This window comes from Saccharopolyspora sp. NPDC049357, assembly GCF_040677225.1.
GTDB lineage: Bacteria > Actinomycetota > Actinomycetes > Mycobacteriales > Pseudonocardiaceae > Saccharopolyspora.
This window is the reverse complement of the sequence record NZ_JBFAQJ010000013.1, coordinates 88046-108450: the sequence shown is the minus strand read 5'-3', so window position 1 is coordinate 108450 and position 20405 is coordinate 88046. Positions and strand designations below refer to the sequence as shown.

General features: G+C 70.6%; 17 protein-coding genes and 1 pseudogene. 10 read left to right on the top strand and 8 right to left on the bottom strand.

Going from position 1 to position 20405, the window contains the following annotated elements; all coding sequences use genetic code 11:
- The first annotated feature begins 5 nt into the window (after positions 1–5).
- Positions 6–482, top strand: coding sequence for a 2Fe-2S iron-sulfur cluster-binding protein (locus AB0J91_RS13935; protein ID WP_363790899.1), 477 nt, complete (start codon positions 6–8; stop codon positions 480–482).
- A gap of 11 nt (positions 483–493) precedes the next feature.
- On the opposite strand, the gene AB0J91_RS13930 is transcribed toward AB0J91_RS13935, so the two are convergent.
- Complete coding sequence (locus AB0J91_RS13930; protein ID WP_363867994.1) at positions 494–1450, bottom strand: LCP family protein; 957 nt, start codon at positions 1448–1450, stop codon at positions 494–496.
- Positions 1451–1594: 144 nt separating this feature from the next.
- Between AB0J91_RS13930 and AB0J91_RS13925 the strand changes: the two genes are divergently transcribed.
- Both AB0J91_RS13925 and AB0J91_RS13920 read left to right on the top strand, forming a co-directional pair.
- A complete protein-coding gene (locus AB0J91_RS13925) occupies positions 1595–1939 on the top strand; it encodes a hypothetical protein (RefSeq protein ID WP_363867991.1) in 345 nt (114 codons plus the stop codon).
- Positions 1940–1951: 12 nt separating this feature from the next.
- The gene (locus tag AB0J91_RS13920) at positions 1952–4036 is read left to right on the top strand and encodes a glycosyltransferase (RefSeq protein ID WP_363867988.1); all 2085 of its coding nucleotides are present in this window, start codon (positions 1952–1954) and stop codon (positions 4034–4036) included.
- 127 nt (positions 4037–4163) lie between these two features.
- Here AB0J91_RS13920 and AB0J91_RS13915 read toward each other — a convergent pair whose 3' ends face one another.
- A complete protein-coding gene (locus tag AB0J91_RS13915; RefSeq protein WP_363867985.1) occupies positions 4164–5603 on the bottom strand; it encodes an Nramp family divalent metal transporter in 1440 nt (479 codons plus the stop codon).
- A gap of 245 nt (positions 5604–5848) precedes the next feature.
- Positions 5849–6664 (bottom strand): hypothetical protein, encoded by an 816-nt coding sequence (locus AB0J91_RS13910; protein ID WP_363867982.1) that lies wholly within the window; start codon positions 6662–6664, stop codon positions 5849–5851.
- A 79-nt stretch (positions 6665–6743) separates the two neighbouring features.
- Here AB0J91_RS13910 and AB0J91_RS13905 point away from each other — a divergent pair, with 79 nt between their 5' ends.
- The gene (locus tag AB0J91_RS13905) at positions 6744–6926 is read left to right on the top strand and encodes a PspC domain-containing protein (protein WP_363790887.1); all 183 of its coding nucleotides are present in this window, start codon (positions 6744–6746) and stop codon (positions 6924–6926) included.
- Positions 6927–6990: 64 nt separating this feature from the next.
- A pseudogene (locus AB0J91_RS13900) lies at positions 6991–7946 on the top strand (LLM class flavin-dependent oxidoreductase).
- Here the strand turns inward: AB0J91_RS13900 and AB0J91_RS13895 are convergent.
- The 3 genes from AB0J91_RS13895 to AB0J91_RS13885 all read right to left on the bottom strand — a co-directional run bounded on the left by AB0J91_RS13895 (position 7936) and on the right by AB0J91_RS13885 (position 11690).
- Positions 7936–9351: a sugar porter family MFS transporter gene (locus AB0J91_RS13895; RefSeq protein ID WP_363867979.1), complete on the bottom strand. Its 1416-nt coding sequence runs from the start codon at positions 9349–9351 to the stop codon at positions 7936–7938. The pseudogene AB0J91_RS13900 and the gene AB0J91_RS13895 sit on opposite strands and share 11 nt — an antisense overlap.
- 84 nt (positions 9352–9435) lie before the next feature.
- On the bottom strand, positions 9436–10890 hold the full coding sequence (aldA, locus tag AB0J91_RS13890) for an aldehyde dehydrogenase (RefSeq protein ID WP_363867976.1): 1455 nt from the start codon (positions 10888–10890) through the stop codon (positions 9436–9438).
- 23 nt (positions 10891–10913) lie between these two features.
- A complete protein-coding gene (locus AB0J91_RS13885) occupies positions 10914–11690 on the bottom strand; it encodes a glucose 1-dehydrogenase (protein WP_363867973.1) in 777 nt (258 codons plus the stop codon).
- A 268-nt stretch (positions 11691–11958) separates the two neighbouring features.
- Here AB0J91_RS13885 and AB0J91_RS13880 point away from each other — a divergent pair, with 268 nt between their 5' ends.
- Entirely contained in the window at positions 11959–13008 is a 1050-nt protein-coding gene (locus AB0J91_RS13880; RefSeq protein ID WP_363867970.1) for a LacI family DNA-binding transcriptional regulator, read from the top strand.
- A gap of 58 nt (positions 13009–13066) precedes the next feature.
- Here the strand turns inward: AB0J91_RS13880 and AB0J91_RS13875 are convergent, their stop codons facing one another.
- Positions 13067–14098 carry a LacI family DNA-binding transcriptional regulator gene (locus AB0J91_RS13875; RefSeq protein WP_363867967.1) on the bottom strand — a complete coding sequence of 344 codons (1032 nt, stop codon included), beginning with the start codon at positions 14096–14098 and terminating at the stop codon, positions 13067–13069.
- 174 nt (positions 14099–14272) lie between these two features.
- Here AB0J91_RS13875 and AB0J91_RS13870 point away from each other — a divergent pair, with 174 nt between their 5' ends.
- The 4 genes from AB0J91_RS13870 to AB0J91_RS13855 are packed head-to-tail and all read left to right on the top strand — an operon-like array spanning position 14273 to position 18368.
- Positions 14273–15361, top strand: coding sequence for a mandelate racemase/muconate lactonizing enzyme family protein (locus AB0J91_RS13870; protein ID WP_363867964.1), 1089 nt, complete (start codon positions 14273–14275; stop codon positions 15359–15361).
- A gap of 16 nt (positions 15362–15377) precedes the next feature.
- Positions 15378–16688, top strand: a complete 1311-nt coding sequence (locus AB0J91_RS13865) for an MFS transporter (protein WP_363867961.1) — start codon at positions 15378–15380, stop codon at positions 16686–16688.
- A gap of 23 nt (positions 16689–16711) precedes the next feature.
- Entirely contained in the window at positions 16712–17464 is a 753-nt protein-coding gene (locus AB0J91_RS13860) for an SDR family NAD(P)-dependent oxidoreductase (RefSeq protein ID WP_363867958.1), read from the top strand.
- 37 nt (positions 17465–17501) lie between these two features.
- Positions 17502–18368 (top strand): fumarylacetoacetate hydrolase family protein, encoded by an 867-nt coding sequence (locus AB0J91_RS13855; protein ID WP_363867955.1) that lies wholly within the window; start codon positions 17502–17504, stop codon positions 18366–18368.
- On the opposite strand, the gene AB0J91_RS13850 is transcribed toward AB0J91_RS13855, so the two are convergent.
- Positions 18361–20340, bottom strand: a complete 1980-nt coding sequence (locus AB0J91_RS13850; protein WP_363867952.1) for an APC family permease — start codon at positions 20338–20340, stop codon at positions 18361–18363. The two genes, AB0J91_RS13855 and AB0J91_RS13850, sit on opposite strands and share 8 nt — an antisense overlap.
- Positions 20341–20405: the final 65 nt, after the last annotated feature.

Here is a 20405-nt window from a genome sequence, read left to right as displayed (position 1 = left end):
TTCTCGTGCCTGAGCACACCTTTCGACTCAACGGTGAACAGGTCACCGTCGACGTCGCCGACGACGTGCGGGTGCTGTGGGTGCTGCGCGACCTGCTGGGCGTGACCGGGCCGAAGTACGGCTGCGGCATCAACGTCTGCAAGGCGTGCACCAGCCACATCAACGGCAAGGCGTTCAACCCGTGCTCGGTCTCGGTCGGCGACATCTCCGCCGAGGACGAGATCACCACGATCGAGGGCCTGCCCGACACCGCCGACGCCGAGCTGCACCCGATGCAGCAGGCGTGGCTGGATCAGGACGTCGCGCAGTGCGGCTACTGCCAGCCGGGCCAGATCATGGCGGCGGTGGCCCTGGTGCGGCGCGCTGCCGCCGGGGGACGCCAGATCACCGAGGCGGACCTCGACTCGATCCGCAACATCTGCCGCTGCGGCACGTACTTCCGCATCCGCGAGGCCATCAAGGAGGGCGCCGCGAAGATGTGACCGCCCGCGCGTCACGGCGGCAGCGGCCGGTCGTGGCGGAGGGCGTCGAACAGCGCGGCGGCTCGCGGTTCGTCCCATCGCAGCACCGACCCGACGCCGGGCACCTCGGCAGAGCCGCCGATCGGCACCGAGGCGGTGGTCAGCCCGGTGCCCACCAGGCTCGCCTGGTAACCGAGTTGCCCGAGGTCGTCGAGGTGGTCGGGATCGCCGATGGTCACCGTGTCGGCCAGCCGCCAGGTCATCGGCACCGACTTCAGCGGGTTGAGCAGAACATCCCGGCTGGTCGCCTTGTCCACCAGTGCGGTGAGGAACTGACGCTGGTGCTCGGCGCGTTGCAGGTCGCCACCTGCGAGGTTTCGGGTGCGCACGAATCCCAGCGCCTGCGGCCCGGTCAGCTCGCGGCAACCGGCGGGCAGCCTCAGCGAGATCTTGGGGTCCTCGATCGGCTGCGGCAGGCAGATCCGCACGCCGCCGATCGCGTCGACGACCCCGGCGAAACCTCCGAGCCCGATCTCCAGGTAGTGGTCGATGCGCAACCCGGTGCGTTCCTCCACGGTCCGCGAGAGCAGCGCGGGACCGCCGCTGGAGTAGGCCGCGTTGAGCTTGTCGGGCCCGTGGCCGTGGATGTCGACCTCCGAGTCTCGCGGCAGGCTGACCAGCGTCGGGGCCCCTGAGCCGGCCGGGATGTGCAGCAGCATCACCGTGTCGGTGCGCGCACCGGCGGCGTCGGCGGTACCACCGGTGACCAGGTCCTGCTCCTGTTCCTGCGACAGGCCCGCGCGGCTGTCTGAACCGACGAGCAGCCAGTTGGTGCCGCCTGCTGGCGCGACGCGTCCGGCGTAGTCGGTGGTCGCCGGTACCCGGGTCAGCACGTGGTCGACGTAGCTCGTCACGCCCAGCGCGATCGTCGCGAGCACGACCAGGACGAGCGCGAGCGACCTGATCGCCCGCCGCAAGAACTTCCTCACCGCGTGTGTTCACTCCTGTTGTCGGGTGACCTCGCGCACCACCCCGACAACCAGCGCGCCTTGGATCAAAGTGACCTTAACGTTATCGTACCGAGCTTGGATCACCAGAACGAGTGAACGACAACCCCGACATTCGGAGTACCGATGCCCTACCGAGGCCCCCGGACGTCCCGGCAAGGCTCGCAAACCCGGCACCGGCACCGGCGCCGCCCGGGCTCGGTCCTGGTGCGCACCGAGCGCGCCGATCCCGCGAGCTACCGAGGCGCGGAGACCGTCGGCCTGTCCCCCGACCGACAGCTCCAACGGCACTACCACCCGGCGGACCCGGTGTTCGTCGACCGCAGCGGCCGACGGCGCCGCGCGGTGCGGCGCTTCGTCGTGCTGACCAGCCTCGTGCTGGCCGGCCTCGCCCTGCTGCTGGCCGCCGCGATGCTCGACTCGCCCACCCCCGCTCCCCCACTGCCCGCCGCCCCCGAAGCCATCCGCTGATTCGGAAACCCCTTGCCCCGAACCCCGAAACCCCGAACCCCTCGATCCCACTGGCTGCTGCTCGGCCTGGTGCTGCTCGCGATCTGCGGCCTGCTCGGCCTCGACGTGCTCCTCAGCCGCGCCGGAACCACGAGCACGCCGAGCGGCAGCAGGCAGTTCGTCCCCCCAACGGCCTCCGACAACGGGTCGGTGATCGACCCGCGCGAACCCACCGTGCGGTCGGTGCCGCCGCGCGCGGTGGCGCTCACCTTCGCCGAAGGACCCGATCCGCAGTGGACGCCGCAGGTCCTGGACGTCCTCGCTCGGCACCAGGTCCACGCCACGTTCTTCGTCACCGGCGCGCAGGCGGCGCGCAACCCCGGACTGGTCCGGGAGATCGTCGAGGCCGGACACGAGGTCGGCAACCACACCCTCACCCGAACCGACCTGCGGCAGGCCGGTTCCCAGCGGATCCAGCTGGAGCTGAAGTCCACCGACTTGGCCCTCGCCGGCGCCGCCGGGATCACCACGACGCTCGCCCAACCGCCCTACCTGACCTCCGGTTCGCTCGACGAGGCGGCGTGGAACTCGTTGCTGCGCATCGGAAACCACGGTCACCAGGTGGTGGTCCCCGACCGGGACTCGCAGGACTGGCGCGGCCAGGGCACCGAGGCGGTGCTGGCCGCCGCCACACCGCGCGACGACCGCGGCACGGTGCTGCTGATGCACGACACCGCAGGAGCCGACATGGTCGCAGCGCTCGACCGGCTGCTGCCCGAGCTGAACAACACCGGACGGCAGGTGGGCACGGTCGGCGCGACCTTCGGCCTGCCCCGCACCGCGGTCCCGGCCGGTCTGCTCGACCGGGTCGCGGGTTCGCTGTTCGTCGGCGTGGTGGTGCTGTCGGCCTGGCTGGCCGACGCGCTGCGCGCGTTGCTGTGGGCAGCGGCGGCGCTGGGCATCCTGCGCACGGTGTTCGTGCTGGTCCTCGCCCCGGTTCAACGGTGGCGTTCGCGCCGTTGGACACCTCCGTGGCAGATCAGCCAGCGGGTCGGCGTCATCGTTCCCGCCTACAACGAGCAGGCCGGTATCGCCGCCACCGTGCGCACGATCCTGGCCTCCGACCACCCGGTGGAGGTCATCGTCGTCGACGACGGTTCCACCGACCGCACCGCCGAGATCGTCGACCGGCTGCGCGGGCGGCACCCGCACGTCAGGTTGATCCGGCAGCGCAACGCCGGCAAGGCCGCCGCGCTCAACGCCGGACTGGCCGCCGCCCGCTCCGAGCTGGTGGTGGTCGTCGACGGCGACACCATCCTCGAACCCGACGCCGTGTCCCGGATGATCGCGCACTTCACCAACCCGTCGGTGGGTGCGGTCTCCGGCAACGTCAAGGTCGGCAACCGCCGCAGCATGATGGGACGCTGGCAGCACATCGAGTACGTGATCGGCTTCAACCTGGACCGCCGGGTCTACGAGATGCTGGGCTGCACGCCCACCATCCCGGGCGCGCTCGGGGCGTTCCGGCGCTCCGCGGTGCTGGCCGTCGGCGGCGTCAGCGACGACACGCTGGCCGAGGACACCGACCTGACCATGGCACTGGAGCGGGACGGCTGGCACATGGCCTACGAGGAGCACGCGATCTCGTGGACCGAGGCTCCCGCCACCACCGGTCAGCTCTGGAAGCAGCGCTACCGCTGGTGCTACGGGACGCTGCAGGCCGCCTGGAAGCACCGCCACGCGGTGCTGGAGCGCGGTCCGGGCGGCAGGCTCGGCCGCCTCGGCCTGCCCTACCTGCTGGTGTTCCAGGTGGTGCTGCAGGTCATCGCCCCGGTGGTGGACGTGGCCGCGTTCTTCGCGCTGTTCACCGCCGAGGCGTGGACCTTCGGCCTGACCTGGCTGGGGTTCCTCGCGATGCAGCTGCTGCCGGGGATCATCGCGTTCCGGATGGACGGCGAACGGCTGCGCCCGCTGTGGGCGCTGCCGCTGCAGCAGGTCGTCTACCGGCAGCTGATGTACCTGGTGGTGGTGCAGTCGGTGATCACGGCGCTGGCGGGCGCCCGTCTGCCGTGGCAGAAGCTCGACCGCCGAGGACAACTCACCCCGGCTCGCAGATAGACGAACCCGCAGGTGAGCGCGTTATCCTGGAGGTGCCGGCGGGCGCTCCGCGCTGGCACGTGGAGCATTCGGGCCCCGCGCGGCGGAGCCTCCGGTCCGAGTGACCGGAGGCTTCCCGCCGGAGGGCTCAGCCGCCGAGCAGCTTGTCGATCTGCTGGTGGACGGTCAGGACCGCCATCACGCCGAAGAGGATGATCGACCAGACGAGCGCACCGAGGCGGACACCGGTGACGCGGATCGGGGCGGGCAGCATCTTGCGGTTGATGGCGATCAGCAGGCCGGAGTAGATGAACATCATGACGCCGTTGGTGCAGGCCGAGATGATGGCCAGCAGCAGCGGCTGCCCCATGCCGACGGCGATGACGACCATGCCGGTGGCGCACAGCGACCAGACCAGGATCGCGTAGACCTTGCTCTCGGAGACGTCCGGGAAGTAACTCGTCTTGAGCACGTCCGCGGCGAGCCGACAGGTGTAGTCGACGATGCCCAAGGCCGCCGCGAACAGCGAGAACGCGCCCACGATCCAGAAGAAGTAGCCGAACCAGCCGCCGGCCATGGCCGACATCTTCTCGCCCTGGATGCGCAGGAACGACACGTCGTTCTCCAGCCCGGGGTGGCCGAACACGGTGCCGTAGGCCAGCAGCGACATGAACATGATGGACAGGAACGTGATGAGCACGAAGGTCATCAGCTGTTCCTTGTTGGCGAAGCGCCACCACGACTTCCAGCGGTCCATGTTCTCGTCCGTGGCCGGGAAGATGAACCCGGCCTGCCCGCGAGCCTCGGTCTCTCCGGTCAGCGGGGAGACGATCTTCGGCACGTAGTGGCCCATTCCGAAGCCCTTGTCCCGGATCCAGTTGCTCTGCACGAGGTTCTGGCCACCACCGGCACCGGCGAACGCCAGGGCGCCCATCAGCACTGCGAAACCCAGCTCGGCGGCGGGGAATCCGGGCTGCGTGACCACGGTGGGCAGTGCCTGCCAGGTCTCGGCGCCGATCACGAACAGCGCGCCGATCGCGATGAGCAGCACGATCGCCGCGACCTTGAGCATCTCCGCGCGCTCCAGCGCGGTGTAGACCGCGGGGGCCAGGGTGAGGATCAGCGCCACCAGCAGCAGGATTCCCACCGCCACCAGGGATTTGTCCCCGCCGATCGCGTAGGTGATCAGCGTCGCCGAACTCGTCGCCCACGCGGGCCACAGGTTGGCGAAGAGGGCCATGATCGCGAAGACCAGGCCCCAGTGCTTCCACAGCCGGCTGAAGCCGGTCACCGCGGTCTCACCGGTGGCCAGGGTGTATCGCTCGATCTCCATGTTCAGGAAGTACTGCGTGACCAGGCCCAGCAGCGCTGCCCACACGAAGGTCAACCCGACCTGGGAGGTGATGTAGGGGAAGAGGATGAACTCACCGGTGGCCAGGCCGACACCCGCCGCGACGATGCCCGGGCCGATCAGCCGCCACTGGTTGCGCGGCGGCGCCGGCAGGTCGCGCACCTGCGGCTGGGGTATGTACTTGTCGGGGAACGCCTTCGCCGGGCTTACCGGGCTCGCCTCGTTGCGATCTGCCATCGTCGGCACCCTTGCTCGTGGTTGTGCTTGTCCTGAGGAAGAGCCAAGGTAAGCGCCCGAACAACAGCCACGCCGAAAAGTAATACTTCTGTCGCCTGCGGCCCTCGCAGGGACGGTTTCCGACCGATCACGGACCGTGCCGGAACCACCCGTCACCCGGCCCGAACACCGCTCCGGAGAGTGCTTTTCAGGAGGTGGTCGGGGTTTCCCGCGCTGATCGAACGGGGGCGGACGTTTCGATCCGGTCACCGATCGCCGAGGGCCTTGGAGGCGGAATCCTTCGCCTTCACCGCTCGCTCGTGCTCCTGGCGCGCGGCTTTGAGTTCGCGGCGCCGATCGCGCAGCTCGGTATCGGCGTCGGCCAGCTCCTCGCGGAGGCGTTCGCAGCGCTCCTGCGCCTCCTGGCACGCGGCTTCGGCGCGCTGGAGGGTTTCGTTCGCGGCGTCGAGGTGCTCCTCGGTGTCCCGCAACCGGTGCCGCAGTTCCAGCGGCTGCGCCTCGCCGGGGTCCTCGCTGTCCTTCGCGGATCGCTTCGCGCGGGGTTTCTGGCCGGTGGACTGCCGGCGGATGGCTGCTGCGGCGAGGTCGTCGAGGCCGAACCCGCTGTACTCCAGGGGCTTGGTCAGCGTCGCCTCCTGGACCTCGGCGGCGGCCTCGGGGTCGGAGAGCGCGGCCGTGAGCGTTTGTGAGATCTGCTCGCGTCCGGCTTGGGCGAGCTCGTGCCCGCGTTCCGCGGCCAGCTCGACCGCTCGGCCGGTGAGGCGGTCGAGCAGCCGGGTGCGTTCGGCCGCCAGTTCGCGGAGCTCGTCGCCGCGCAGCTCGCGCTGGGCGTTGCGCAGCCGCTCGCCGAGGTCGTGCAGTGCGCGCAGCTCGCCCGGTTCGCGGTCGGCCAGCAGGTTCACCGCCCAGGCCGCCGTGGTGGGTTTGCGCAGCTTCTTGATCCGGTCGGCCAGCTCGGCGTCGCCGGACTCGCGGGCGCGCGCGGCCGCGGCGTCTCGGGCGGTGATGAATTCCACCGGGTCGCCGGTGCGCAGTTCGCGAGCCACTCGTCGCAGGTCCACAACCTCAACGTGCCACCGGTGGAGTTCGCGCGCGAGATTCGCGTTGGCGAGATCGTCCGCGCGCGGGCAGGCTGGAGCCATGACGGCATTGGAGCGTCCTCGCAACGGAAAGATGATCGCCGGCGTGTGCGCGGGCCTCGCCCACCGGTTCGGCCTGCCCGTGTTCCTGGTGCGGCTGGCCTTCGTGATCTCCTGCGTTCTGCCAGGCCCGCAGTTCATCCTCTACATCGTGCTGTGGATCCTGCTGCCGAAGGCCCGCTGAGGGTCACACGCGCCTTCCGGAATCTCTGCGCCCGGAAGGCGTTGTACCCGGGGTGAGTCCTCGTCTGTCAGTGCTGGACCGCTCGCACATCCCGGTCGACGGCAGCGCCCAGGAGGCCCTGCGGGAGACGGTGCGCTTCGCGCAGGAGGTCGAGCGGCTCGGCTACCACCGGTTCTGGGTCGCCGAGCACCACGGCGTGCCCGGCGTCGCCGGAGCCGCCCCGACCGTGCTGGCCTCGGCGGTCGCCGCCGCCACCAGCCGCATCAGGGTCGGAACCGGCGGCGTCATGCTGCCCAACCACCAGCCGCTGGTGGTCGCCGAGCAGTTCGGCGTGCTGGGATCGCTGTTCGGCGACCGCATCGACGTCGGGCTGGGGCGGTCGCTGGGGTTCACCGGCGGTATCCGCAAGGCGCTCGGCGCCGAGGACGCGAACCGCTTCACCGAGCAGCTCACCGAGCTGCTGGCCTACCTCGACGGCGAAGTGGCCGGTGTGCACGCGGTGCCCGCCCAAGGGCTCGACCTGCCGGTGTTCGTGCTGGCCACCCGCAACGCCACCAGCGCCGCCGAGCTGGGCCTGCCGCTGGTCATCGCCTCCCCGCTGGGCGAGCAGAGGATGCTGCGCACGATCGACGAGTACCGGCAGAACTTCCGCCCCTCCGCCGCGCCGCCGAGCCCTACGTGGTCGTCGCCCGCTCCATCGCGGTCGCCGACACCACCGAGGCCGCCCGCCGCCTGCTCGTCCCCGAAGCCTGGGCCAACGCCTGGTCGCGCACCAGGGGCGAGTTCCCGCCGCTGGACGACCCGGACCGCGTCCTCGCCCGCGACATGACCGACCGGGAACGCACCCACTTCACCCGGGCCATGCAGGGCCACACCTACGGCACGCCGGACGAGGTCGCGGTCGCCGTGAAGGAGCTCGTCGCCGAGACGGCCGCCGACGAGCTGCTGGTGACCACCACCGCCCACTCCCCCGACGACCGCCTCGACTCCTACCGCCTCCTCGCGTCGCTCACCGGGTGACCGACGGCGTTCCGAGGGATTCCAGGTTGTCGCGGAAGCGTCCCGGGCTCTGCAGGGCTCGTTCGATCTCCTCCAAACCGCGGCCCTTGGTCTCCGGCACCAGGCGGTAGACGAACACCCAGCACAGGACGTTCATCACCGCGTAGGTGGCGAACAGGCCGGTTCGGCCGATCGCCTCGATCATGCTCAGCGCGGTCAGCGCGATGAGCAGGTCGAACGCCCACACCGCGACCGAGGCCAGGCTCATCGCCAGCCCGCGCACGCTCAGCGGGAACACCTCGGGACCGATGAGCCACACGACGACCTGGATGCTGCCGCCGTTGAAGGCGATGTAGGCGATGAGTCCCACCACGACCAACCACTGCGCCGAGGGGGACAGCTGCGCCGGCACGAACGCGAGGGCCAGCAACGCCATGCTCGCCGCCGAGCCGGGCAGCAGCCACAGCAAGATCTTCCGGCGGCCGATCCGGTCGACCAGCAGGGTTCCCAGCCCGGCCGAGACGACCAGGGCGATGCCCACACCGATGCCGGTCAGCATGGCCGAGGAATCGCCGAAGCCGGCTTCGGACAGCATCGTCGGCGCGTAGTACACCATCGCGTTGATCCCGGTGAGCTGCGAGAACATCGCGATGCCCAGACCCACGAGCAGCGCCGGGCGCACCCACGGGCGCCGCAGTTCCCGCCAGCCTCCACCGCCCTCCCGGCCTTCGACCTCCTGGATCTCGGCGAGCTCAGCCTCGATGTCCGCCTGCTCGCCGCGCACGCGCCGGAGCACCGCGCGCGCGTCGTCGAGCCGACCGCGCTTGATCAACCAGCGCGGGCTTTCCGGCAGGAAGAGCATCCCGAGGTAGAGCACGACGGCCGGCAGGGCGGCCAGGGCGAACATCCAGCGCCAGCCGCCGTGGTCGGCCAGCCCGTAGCCGACCACGTAGGAGATGAGCTGGCCGACGGCGACCATCAGCTGGAAGAAGACCATGAGCCCGCCGCGGATCCGGGCCGGTGCCAGCTCGGCGATGTAGACGGGCACCATCCCTGACGCGCCGCCGACCGACAGGCCGAGCACGAAGCGCGCCAGGATCAGCGACGGGACGTCCGGTGCGAAGGCGGCCGCGACCGCGCCGAGGGCGAACACGGCCGCCACGGCGAACAGCACCCGCCGGCGGCCGATCCGGTCGGCCAGGCCACCGGTCAGCAGCGCGCCGACGATGGCGCCGACGAGGATCATGCTGGTGACGAGTTCCTTCATCTGGGCGCTGAGCGCGAACTCATCGCTGATCAGCAGCAGCGCGCTGGAGATGATGCCGGTGTCGTAGCCGAACAGCAGGCCGCCCAGAGCGGAGATGGCGGCGATGACGTAGATGATCGGGTTCCAGGTGGGGACGGGTCTTGACTCGGTCGGTGGCATGACGAGGTGAAGTCCCTTCTGGCTGCGGCGTTGGAGCCAGCGCGCCTGCGGCGCGGGGCTGGTGCCGTCGAGCGGCGGCGGTTCTCAGTCGTGGCCGAGGTAGACGGTCTTGTGCCGGAGGTAGCGCCGGTACCCGTGCTCGCCGTCGTCGCCTCCCATGCCGGAGAGGTTCCAGCCGCCGTGGAAGGCGTGGAGCTGCTCGGGACCGACCCTGTTGACGTAGACCTCGCCGAAGGAGAGGTCGTCGACGGCGCGCATCGCGGTGCTCAGGGCGCCGGTGTAGACGTAGGCGGTCAACCCGTAGTCGGTGTCGTTGGCCAGGTCGACGGCCTGCTCGTAGTCGTCGACGGGGATCACCGGCAGCACCGGGCCGAAGACCTCGTCGCGCACGATCTCGGAGTCGTTGCCGAGCCCGGTCACCACGGTGGGTTCGAACCAGTAGCCCGGCTCGAACTCCGCGCCGCCGGGACGTCCTCCGCCGCAGGCGACCTCGCCTCCCGCGGCCACCGCTCGGTCCAGGTAGTCGCGCACCTTGTGCCACTCGGCTTCGCTGACCTTCGGCCCCAGGCGGCTGGTTTCGGCCATCGGATCGGCCGGAACCACGCTGCTCATCTCCTCGACGAGCCGGGAGACGAACTCGTCGTAGATCTCGCGGTGCACGTAGGTGCGCTCGTTGCAGGTGCAGACCTGACCGCAGTTCCACAGCCGGGCGGCCGCCGCATCGGCCACCGCTCGGTCGAGGTCGGCGTCGTCGAGGACGATGAACGGCGCTTTGCCGCCCAGTTCGAGCGAGACGGGAGTGACGGTCGCCGCTGCGGCGGCGAGGATCTCCTTGCCGGCCCGCGTCGAGCCGGTCACGGTGACGAGATCGCTGCGCGGGCTGCGCACCAGCGCGTCGCCGAGCGTGGGTCCGGAACCGGTGATCACGTTGACCACGCCGTCCGGAACACCCGCTCCGGCGCAGATCCCGGCCAACGCCAGCGCCGAGAGCGGGGTGTCCTCGTGCGGTTTGAGGACCACCGCGTTCCCGGCCATGATCGCTGGAGCGACCTTGCGCGCGAACAGCGCGGCGGGGAAGTTCCACGGGATGATCGCGGTGACCACACCGCAGGGCTCATCGCGGATCAGCAGCTGTTCGTTCGGCCGTTCGGAGGGCAGCACGGTGCCGGAAGATCGGCGGTCGTAGCTGGCGTAGTAGTCGAACCAGGTTGCGGCGCCACCGATCTCGCCGCGCGCTTCACCGATGGTCTTGCCCTGCTCGGTGACCACGATGCGCGCGAGCTCCTCCTGGTTCTCGCGGATCGCGTCGGCCACCGCGCGCAGCACCTCACCGCGCTCGACGCTGCTGCGGCGTGCCCAGCTCCGCTGGGCGCGGTGCGCGGCCAGCAGGGCGTCCTCGCCCTCCTCCGGGCCGGCTTCGGCGACCTCGGTGACGACTTCGGCGGTCGCGGGGTTGAGCACGGGTCGGGTCCCGGAAGCGGAAATCCACTGCCCTGCGACGAAGATCGCGGGCTTTCCGGGCAGGAGTGGGAAGTTCATGGCGCACCTCTCGCTGCTCGGGTTCAGGACGTGACGATGCCGCCGTCGACGTTGAAGGTCTGGCCGGTGATGTAGTCCGATCCCGGGCCTGCGAGGAAGACCGCGAGCGGTACGACGTCCTCCGGCGTCTCCGCACGTCCCAGCGGGATCGTCTCCGCGACGTCCTGGAAGTGGCGGCCGGGTTCCTTGCCCAGCAGCGCGCCGAACTGGCGGTCCACCTCCTTCCAGTACGGCGTGTCCACCACGCCGGGCGACATCGCGTTGACGTTGACGCCGTGGGGAGCCGCGGCCAGCGCCACCGACTGCGTGATCGAGATGACCGCCGCCTTGGAGGCGCAGTAGGCGGCGACGAGGGCTTCACCGCGGCGCCCGGCGATGCTGGCCAGGTTGACGATCTTGCCGCTGCGCTGCTCGCGCATCGGTTCGAGCGCGGCTTGGCTGGCGAAGAACAGGCCGTTGACGTTGACCGAGAAGATCCGGTCCCACTCCTGCGGGGTGGTGTCCCACACCGGTTTGATCAGGCCAACACCCGCGTTGTTGACCAGGACGTCCAGTCGGCCGTGCTGGGCGACCGCCTGGTCCACGACCGCCTTGCTCGATGCGGGGTCGGCGACGTCGAGGTGCGTGCTCTGCGCCGAGCCGCCGGCCGACTCGATCTCCTCGACGACGGCCGCCGCTCCCTCCGCGTTGAGGTCGGCGACGATGACGTGGGCACCTTCCGCGCCGTAGCCGAGCGCCATGGCCCGGCCCATCCCGGATGCGGCTCCCGTGATGATGACGACCTTGTCCTGCAGCTGCATGGATTTCTCCTTCGATGACCGCGAGCGGAGTCGAACAGACGTAGGAGACGTGCGTGACCCGGCGGGCGTGCCGCCTGAAAGGTCGTGCCGTGCGGTCGCTCCGAGCGACCGGGTGGTTGCGCCGGGCCCGTGACGGGTCCCGTTGGCATGGCAGTAAACGATGGAAAAAGGGGCTCGCGCAAGACTCGCGGGCCAAGAATTTTCCATCGATTACCGAAATGCGTCGTACGCTGGCACCGAAACCCACGCGCAGACAGGAGCCCCACCCGTGCCCGACCCCGCCACGCCGCCACCCGACGCCGCCGGCCCCCGGCGCACGGCGGGCCTGAGCCTCAAGGACGTCGCGGGCCTGGCCGGCGTGTCGACCAAGACCGTCTCCAACGTGCTCAACGACCGTCCGCACATCTCCGCCCGCACCCGCCGACGGGTCGAGGAGGCCATCGCCGAGCTCGGCTACCGGCCGAACCCGGCCGCACGCCTGCTCAAACAGGGACGTACCGGTGTCATCGCACTGGCGATACCCGACATCGAACTGCCCTACTTCGCCGAGCTCGCGGCCGCGGTGCACCGGGTCGCCGAGAGGTTCGACTACACCGTCCTGCTCGACCAGACCGGCGGCGACGAGGACAAGGAGAGGTTGGTGGCCACGGGGTTCCGGGCGCACCTGATCGACGGCCTGATCCTGAGCCCGCTGTCGCTGCAACCGGAGGAGCTGCTCGACTGCGCCGCGAGGCGCCCGACGGTGCTGCTCGGTGAGCGCTTCTACGACGTGCAGGTCGACCACATCGCGGTGGACAACATCGCCGCCGGTCGCGATGCCGTCCGCCACCTGCTGTCCCGGGGACGCGAGCGGATCGCCATGATCGGCGAGGACGAGTTCTACGCGGGCCCGGCCGGACTTCGGCAGCGCGGCTACGTCGAGGCCCTGGCCGAAGCAGGCCTGGAAGTCGACGACGACCTCGTCCTGCCCGCCGGCCTGTTCCAGCGCATCGACGGCATGCGAGCCACCCAACGACTGCTGGACTCGGGCACGCCGTTCGACGCGATCTTCGCCTTCAACGACACGCTGGCGCTGGGCGCGATCCGCTGCCTGCACGACCACGGGCTCGCCGTGCCCGATGACGTGGCGGTGGTGGGGTTCGACGACGTCGAGGAGGGACGGTTCAGCACCCCGCGGCTGACCACGATCGCCCCGGACAAGGAGCAGATCGCCGAACTCGCCGTCACCCGCCTGATGGGCAGGCTCCGCGGCGATCTGGACGACTCGCCCCAGCTGTTCTCGACCACCCACCGCCTGGTCGTGCGGGAGAGCACCTAGGAGTCGTTGGGGAATCGGGCTGCTTGGCGGTGCCGGTGGCCGCGTTCTTCAACAACGCCTAGCGCGGCGGGCCGGTCGACCCCCGCTCCACGACCTCCGGCTCGCCCGGCACCACCACGTCGTGCGGCGCCTCGCCCGCGAGCTGCGCCAGCAGCGCGTCCACCGCGCCGGCGCCGAGCTCCTGCAGCGGCATGGCGATCGTGGTCAGCGGCGGGTCCTGGTACTCGGCGAAAGGCAGGTCGTCATAGGTGATCACGGATACGTCGTCGGGAACCCGACGCCCCTGCTCGCGGATCGCGTGCAGCACGCCCACGGCCTGGGGCAACGTGCTGGCGTAGAGCGCGGTGAGCGGCCCCGGTTCGCGCAGCAGCAGACGCGTCGCCTCGGCACCGCCCGCCTCGCTGAACTCGGCGCGCGCCACCGCCGGCTCTGGTACGCCGAGCTCGCGCGCCGCGGCGAGGAACGCCGTCTCGCGGTCACGACCCGACGAGGTCTCGACGGGCCCCGCCACGTGGCCGATCCGGCGATGCCCCAGCCCTGCGAGGTGGCGCGCGGCGGCCGTGCTCGCCGAGCCGACGTCGACGGTGACGTTGCGCCCGGAGCCGTCGACCGCGCGGTTGACGAACACGTGCGGCACGCGCGCGAGTTCGGCGGTTCCCAGCAGCCGATGCCCCGGACGCGCCGAGGCGATGAGCAGCCCGTCCACCCGGCCCGATCCGACGAGGTCGGTGAAGGCCTCGTCGGCCTCGGTCTCCGGCGTGTCCTCGGCCAGCAGCACCACGTAGCCGAGCTGCCGGGCTCGCCGGTAGGCGCCGCGGATGACCCGGGAGTACACCGGGTTCGTGAGGTCGGGGATCAGCAGCGCGACCGCCTTCGCCCTCGCCTGCGAGAGAGCCACGGCTCCCGCGTGCGGGCGGTAGCCCAGCCGCTCGGCGGCCGCCACCACCCGGCGGCGGGTCTCGGCCCGCGCCGACAAGGTCGGATCGTCGTTGAGCACGCGCGAGGCCACCGACTTGGTCACCCCGGCCAGTTCCGCGACGTCGCTGAGGCGCACGCGCCCGCGCGCGGCCTCGGGAGTTCGCTGGTCCACCCACACCTCCGCTCACCTCGGGACGCCATTGTCGCACGAAGAAAACCGGTTTTCTGAAGCGATGCAGCGCTCCGCGGCGGTTGACGCCGCCCGGCTGAACGCTGTTACCTGTCTCGAAATCGAGAAAACCGGTTTTCTCAAGGTGTTTCCGCGATCTGGCGGGAAGGGGTCGCAATGGCCACGATCGATTCCGTGCGAGCGGACCTGTACCGGGTTCCGCTCGCCTCGGCGCTCACCGACAGCACCCACGGCGAGATGGTGGACTTCGAGCTCATCACGGTGCGGGTGCGCGACGCCGACGGCGCGGAAGGGCTCGGCTACACCTACACGGTGCACGCGGGCGGCGCAGCTGTGCACGCGATGGTGCAGCACTACTTCGCCGACCTGCTCGTCGGGCGCGAGGCCGACGAGATCGAACGCCGCTGGCAGGACATGTGGTGGCTGCTGCACTACGGCGGCCGCGGTGGTCACGTCACCTCGGCGATCTCCGCGGTGGACATCGCGCTGTGGGACCTCAAGGGACGGCGGTCCGGACTTCCGCTGTGGCGGCTGTTCGGCGGTTACGACCCGCGAGTTCCGGTCTACGCGGGCGGAATCGACCTGGAGTTGCCGCTGCCGGACCTGCTCGCGCAGGCGGACCGGTTCCAGGACAACGGCTTTCGCGCCATCAAGATGAAGGTCGGACGAGCGGACCTGGCCGAGGACGTGGAGCGGGTCGCCGCGATGCGCGACCACCTGGGCTCGACGTTCCCGCTCATGGCCGACGCCAACATGAAGTGGACCGCCGACCAGGCCGTGCGCGCCGCCCGCGCGCTGTCCGGCTCGGACCTGTTCTGGCTCGAGGAACCCACGGTTCCGGAAGACTTCGCCGGACACGCGAGAGTGCTCCACGAGGGCGGGGTTCCGGTCGCCACCGGCGAGAACCTGCACACCCTGGACGAGTTCCACCGGGCGATGTCGGAGTCCGCGGTCTCGTTCCCGGAACCCGACGTCAGCAACTGCGGCGGCTACACGGTGTTCCGCAAGATCTGCGCCCTTGCCGAGGCCCACCACCTGCCGGTCACCTCGCACGGCGTGCACGACCTCACGGTGCACGCGCTCGCCGCCGCCGCCAACCGCACCTACATGGAAGCCCACGGCTTCGGCCTGGACGCCTACCTGGCCCGACCGCTGCTCGTCGAGGACGGCCACGCCGTGGCCCCCGAACTACCAGGCCACGGCGTCGCGCTCGACTTCGACCGCCTCGAATCCCTCCGCGCCTGACGCCCAGGAGACCGCCATGACCAGACCAAGACCGACCGAGCGCGCGGAGACGACCGCGCGGCGCGGCCTGCCGGGAATGCGCTGGGCCGTGCTCAGCACGAACATCGGCGTGCTGGTGCTCAACTACGGCGACCGCGCCGCCCTAGGCGTGGCCGCGCCGCTGATCATGGTCGAATTCGGGTTCAGCCAGACCACGATGGGCCTGATCATGAGTGCCTTCGCGCTCACCTACGCGCCGGCGTGCTTCCTGGGAGGTGCGCTGTCCGATCGGTACGGGCCGCGGCGGGTGATGGCGGGCGCGGTCATCTGGTGGTCGCTGTGGACGGCTGCGACCGCCGTCTGCTTCAACGTCCTCACGTTCGTCGTGCAGCGCCTCATGTTCGGCCTCGGCGAAGGTCCCCAAGGTGCGGTGACCGCGCGAACCATGGCCAACTGGTTCCCCAAGCGGGAATACGCGACGGCGGTGGGCCTGTCCTTCGCCGCCAACCCGCTCGGCGCGGCCATCGGGACTCCGGTCGTGACGGCGCTGCTGGTGTGGTCGGGCCACACCTGGCAGATGCCCTTCCTGGTGCTCGGCGGCGTCGGCGTGCTCGTCGCGGCCGCCTGGTACGCGGTGCTGCGCGACCGGCCGGAACAGCACCCGCTGATCACCGACACCGAGATCCGGCACATCACTTCCGGTGTGCTCGCCCGTCCCCCGGAGACCGACGAGGCGCCGCCGGTGCGCCACTACCTGCGCCAACCCGCCGTGCTCGCCAACGCCTTCGCCTTCTTCGGGTTCAGCTGGGTGCTGTTCATGTTCCTGTCCTGGTACCCGGTCTTCCTCACCGAGGAGCACGGCATCGACCTGGAGAACCTGGCGTGGGCCGGTGCGCTGCCCTGGATCGCGGGTGCGATCGGGACCGCGCTCGGCGGCATCATGTCCGACCGCATCGCGCGCCGCACGCAGGCGCCGTTCGCGGTGCGGCGGTGGTCGGCGGTGGTGTGCCTCGGCGCCGGTGCCCTGCTGTGCCTGCCGGTCGCCGCGGTAGGCGGCACCTTCTCGGCCGTTGCGCTGCTGGCCGCGGCCCTGCTGCTGCTCTACCTGAGCAACGCCCAGTTCTTCGCCCTGGTCGAGGACTGCGTCCACCCGGCCCGTCTCGGCGCGGTAACCGGATTCGTGCACTTCTGCGCGAACCTCGCGGCGATCGTCGCCCCGGCCGCCACCGGATTCCTCGTCGACCGGCTCGACTCCTGGCCCGCGGCCTTCGGCCTCGCCGGCGGCCTGGCCCTGGTGGGTGCGCTCGCACTGGCGGTGGTCCGCCGCCCGCAGCCCACCACCGCATGACCGACACACAGGAGGGGAAGACCATGTCGTCTGAGATCGCCGTCGTCACCGGAGCCGGTTCCGGCATCGGGTACGCAACGGCGCGGGCCCTGGCCGCGGACGGGTTCCGCGTGCTGGCCATCGACATCGACGCGGAAGGCGCGCAGCGAGCGGCGCGGGCGGTGCGCGATCGGGGTGGCGAGTCGATCGCCGCGGCCTGCGACGTGCGTGACGCGGAGACGTTCGCAGCAGCGCTGGAGGAATCGCGGCAGCGCTGGTCCGCTCCGCCGGCGCTGCTCGCGAACGTGGCGGGCATCGGCGTGGCCGCCTCGGTCACCGAAACGGATCCGGACGACTGGGACCGCGTGCTCGGCGTCAACCTGACGGCTCTGTTCCACACCTGCCGGGCGGTGCTGCCGTCGATGGTCGAGGCCGGAGCGGGCGTGATCGTCAACGTGGCATCGGTCTCCGGGCTGGTCGGCGTCCGCAACCGCGCCGCCTACTGCGCATCCAAAGCGGGCGTGATCGGGCTGACCCGGTCGATCGCGGCGGACTACGCGCACCTGGGCATCCGCGCCAACGCCATATGTCCCGGCACGGTTGCCAGCGAGTGGATCGACAAGATCCTCTCCGACGCCCCCGACTCGGAGGCCGCGCGTCGGCAGATGGAGGAGCGCCAGCTCGACGGGCGGATGGGCACGCCTGAGGAGATCGCGAACGGGATCGCCTTCCTCGCCGGTGCTCGCTTCGCCAACGGCAGCGCGTTCGTCATGGACGGCGGCATGACCGCGGTCTGAAAACCCGCTTCACGACCACGAGAGAAGGAAGTTCACCGTGCACCTGGTCAGCTACCTGGACAGCGGAACCGAAGCGCTGGGCCTGCTCGTCGACGGGCACGTGGTCGCGGCCCGCGACTGCGATGCCCAGGCACCGGCGACCATGCGTGAGCTGCTCGACGCTCCGGAACGCGGCCTCGCCGTCCTGCGGGCGGCGGAACCGGCCGGTGGCAAGCCGATCGACGAGATCGACCTGCTGGCACCGCTCCCCCGCCCCACCAACGTGCTGTGCGTCGGTCGCAACTACCGGGAGCACGCCGAGGAGGAGGGCCAGTCCGCGCCGGAGGCTCCCGCGCTGTTCCTGAAGACCACCACCTCGATCGTCGGGCACCACGACGACATCGTCTGGGACCCGACCTACACGACCCAGGTGGACTACGAGGCCGAGCTGGCCGTGGTCATCGGCAGCACGGCTCGCCACGTCAGCGCCGACCGCGCGCTGGACCACGTGCTGGGGTACACGTGCCTCAACGACATCAGCGCCCGCGACCTGCAGTTCGCCGACCTCCAGTGGTCTCGCGGCAAGTCGCTGGACACCTTCTGCCCGATGGGGCCCGCGCTGGTCACGCCCGATGAAGTGGGCGATCCGCAGCGGCTGGAGATCCGCTGCCTGCTCAACGGGCAGGTCGTCCAGCAGGCCAACACCGCCGTGATGCACCACTCCGTCGCCGAGGTCATCGCCTACTGCTCGCGAGCGATGACGCTGCATCCCGGCGACGTCATCGCCACCGGAACCCCCAGCGGTGTGGGCATCTTCCGTCAGCCACCGCTGCTGCTGCGCGACGGCGACGTGGTCGAGGTCGACGTCGAGCGCGTCGGCAGACTGGTCAACCGCTGCCGGACCATCGAGCACCGCATCAGCTGAGGCCTCGTCGGACGTGGCCCGGGGGGTGGTGTTCGCGGTCGACGTCGCGGAGGTGGCTGGAGTCGAGTTGCCAGGGGACGCTGACGACGGCCACGCCGGGCTCGAAGCGCAGCCGCCAGGTCAGCCGCAGTGCGCTCTGGTTGTGCAGCAGGCCCTCCCACCAGTGGCCGACGACGTAATCGGGGATGTAGACGCACACCAGGTCGCGCGGTCCGGAACGGCGGAGCTCCTTGATGCGGTGCACGATCGGTCGGGTGATCTCCCGGTACGGCGACTCCACGACCTCCAGCGGGAAGTCGACGCCGAGGCGTTCCCACTCGCTGCGCAGCAGGTGCGTGTCGGCCTCGTCGACCTCGACGGTCAGCGCGGTGAGCGTGTCCGGCCGGGTGGCGCGGGCGAAGGCCAGCGCCCGCAACGTCGGTTTGTGAACCGCCGACACCAGGACGACGGCGTGCACCCGGCTCGGCGAGGGCAGCTCACCGGACTCCGGTTCCAGCTCGCGACGAACCTGCCGGTAGTGCCGGTGGATTCCGCGCATCAGCAGGAACAGCAGCGGGATCGCCAGCACCACGAGGTAGGCGCCGTGGGTGAACTTGGTGGCCAGCACGACGCACAGCACGGTGGCCGTGAGCACCGCGCCGACCGCGTTGATCAGCCGCGCCCGGTGAATCCTCCCCCGGTCCCCCTCCCCTCGCCGCAGCTCGTGGTTCCAGTGCCGCACCATGCCCAGCTGGCACAGCGTGAAGGAGGCGAACACACCGACGATGTAGAGCTGGATCAGCGCCGTCACCGAACCGCCGAAGGCGGCGATCAACACCGCCGAGACGACGCCCAGCACGATGACGCCGTTGGAGTGCGCCAGCCGATCGCCGCGAGTGTGCAGCTGTCGCGGCAGGTAGCGGCGCTGCGCGAGCAGCGAGCCGAGCATCGGGAAGCCGTTGAACGCGGTGTTGGCCGCCAGCACCAGGATCAGCGCGGCCCCGGCCTGCACCACGTAGAACATCACGCTGCCGTCGCCGAACACCGCGGCGGCCAGCTGCGCGATCACGGTTCGCTGACCGCTGCTGCGGCAGTCACCGGGGAACCCGATCAGGTCGCACGGGTTCTCCGCCACCCTCACCCCCGCCACCGCGGCGAGCGCGGTGACACCGCTGAACAGCCCGATCGCCAGCCCGCCCATGATCAGCATGGTGCGCCCGGCGTTGCGCTCCTTGGGTCGGCGGAATGCGGGCACACCGTTGGAGATCGCCTCGACGCCGGCCAGCGCGGTGCACCCCGAGGCGAACGCGCGCAGCAGCAGGAACACCAGCGCGATCCCGGTCAGGTCGGTCTGCTCGGGCCGGATGCCCCAACCCGCGCTCTCGGCCACCGGCGGATGTCCGACCGCCGCCTGCACGAGCCCGACCACCACCGTCAGCCCCATCGACACGACGAACAGGTAGGTGGGGACGGAGAACGCGCGTCCCGACTCGCGCGCGCCGCGCAGGTTCACCGCGACCAGCAGCACGACGCCGCCCACCGCCACCCACACCCGCGACGGGTAGAGCGCGGGGACCGCCGACACCAGGTTGTCCACGCCCGCGGCGACCGAGACGGCCACCGTCATCACGTAGTCCACCATGAGCGCGGCGGCCACCACGAGGCTCGAGTTCCGGCTGAGGTTGCGGGCCGCGACCTCGTAGGACCCGCCGCCGCTGGGATAGGCGTGCACCACCTGCCGGTAGGAGGCGACCACGACCGCCAGCAGCAGCACGACGCCCAGCCCCACCCACGGCGCCAGGTGCAGCACCGCCAACCCGCCCAGGGACAGGATCAGCAGGATCTCCTGGGTGGCGTAGGTGACCGAGGACAGCGGGTCGCTCGCGAAGACCGGCAGGGCGAGCCGCTTGGGCAGCAGGGTCTGGCCCATCCGGTCGCTGCGCACCGGAGGTCCGAGCACGAGGCGCTTCGCCACCTGCCGAAACGAGGCCATCGCCCCAGGCTAGGTTCGCCTCCGCAGCCCCACCGACGAACTACTCCGTGCGAGTGATCTTCCGG